Raw genomic sequence first — 1,467 nt, 5'->3', positions numbered from 1 at the left:
TAAACTGTACCCTATAAGATAGACACTTTGAAAAAAGTCTATCCTATAGGGTACTTTTGTTTATAATGAGAAAAAAGATGTCGGAGCGAAATGAAATGACGAAAAGATTATTTACTAAAAAAGAGCAAGAACAACTAAACTGTAATCCTAATGTCCAAGCTATTAGTGATAAAGCGATTACTTATACTGAGGAATTCAAACGCCATTTTATCGCAGAAAATGAAAAAGGAAAACTCCCAAGAACGATTTTTGAAGAGGCRGGTTTAGATGTTGAACTGATTGGTTTGAAGCGCATTAGTTCAGCGGGAAAGCGTTGGCGTGCAGCTTATCGTACAACTGGAGTAGCGGGTCTACAAGATACACGGAAAGCGAATTCAGGTCGTCCAATAGAACGGGAATTAAGTTTTGAAGAAAAAATTGCACGATTAGAAGCGAAAAATCGATTATTACAAGCGGAGAATGAACTTTTAAAAAAGCTCGATCTACTCGAAAGGCAGATGTTAAAGAAGAAATAACAATCCCAACAGAATTAAAATTTGATTTAATCAGTAAAACGATTCAAAAATATAAACTAAAACGTTTAGTAACCTATCTATGTGAAATCATGGGCGTATCTCGTTCAGGTTACTATAATTATTTCACAGAAAAATCAGCACAAAAGCGTGCAACCCATGAGTTAGCAGATGAAGCCGTCAAAGAAATCATTTTAAAAGCGTATCATTTCCGAGGACGTAGGAAAGGTACACGTCAAATTAAAATGACGTTAGAAAATCAATATGGGATAACGTATAACTTAAAACGTATTCGTCGTATTATGAAGAAATTCGAGATTGTATGCCCAATTCGAAAAGCGAATCCRGCACGTAGAATGGCCAAAGCGACAAAAGAACATCGTACATGTCCAAATGAATTACAGCGTAACTTTAAACAAGGTGTAGCAGGAAAAGTATTATTAACAGATATCACGTATTTACCGTACGGAAACGGCAAACGTGCTTACTTATCAACGATTAAGGACGCTGAGACAAACGAAATTTTAGCGTATGAAGTATCTGCTTCATTAAGTATGGATATCGCGCTCAATACTCTTCGTAAATTGAATCGAAATCACCACCATTTAACGAAAGATGCATTTATTCATTCAGATCAAGGATTCCATTATACGAATCCAAAATTCCAAAAACTTGTGAAGAAAATGGGACTAGGGCAATCTATGTCACGCCGAGGAAACTGTTGGGATAACGCCCCTCAAGAATCATTCTTCGGTCATTTTAAAGATGAAACCAATCTGAAAGCGTGCGAAACATTAGAAGAAGTAAAACGAGAAGTGAAAAGTTATATGATGTATTACAACCATTATCGAGGGCAATGGAACTTGAAAAAGCTGCCGCCTGCAAAATACAGACAGCAGCTTCAAAAAGTCGCCTAGCTTTTTTTCAAAATGTCCTTTACAAAGGGTACACTTTA

The 1,467-nt window shown here is 36.3% G+C and carries 1 protein-coding gene; it reads left to right on the top strand.

All coding sequences use genetic code 11. The annotated features are described in order from the left end of the window. The first annotated feature begins 95 nt into the window (after positions 1–95). A protein-coding gene (locus AC1DCY_RS27105) for an IS3 family transposase (RefSeq protein WP_477355770.1) occupies positions 96–1,429 on the top strand; the annotation gives its coding sequence in 2 pieces (ribosomal slippage) (positions 96–477 and positions 477–1,429; 1,335 coding nt in all). The last annotated feature ends 38 nt before the right edge of the window (positions 1,430–1,467 follow it).

Source organism: Lysinibacillus sp. 10T31, from assembly GCF_056394365.1.
Note: the sequence above shows the minus strand (reverse complement) of the source record. Positions and strands in the feature narration are given on the sequence as shown.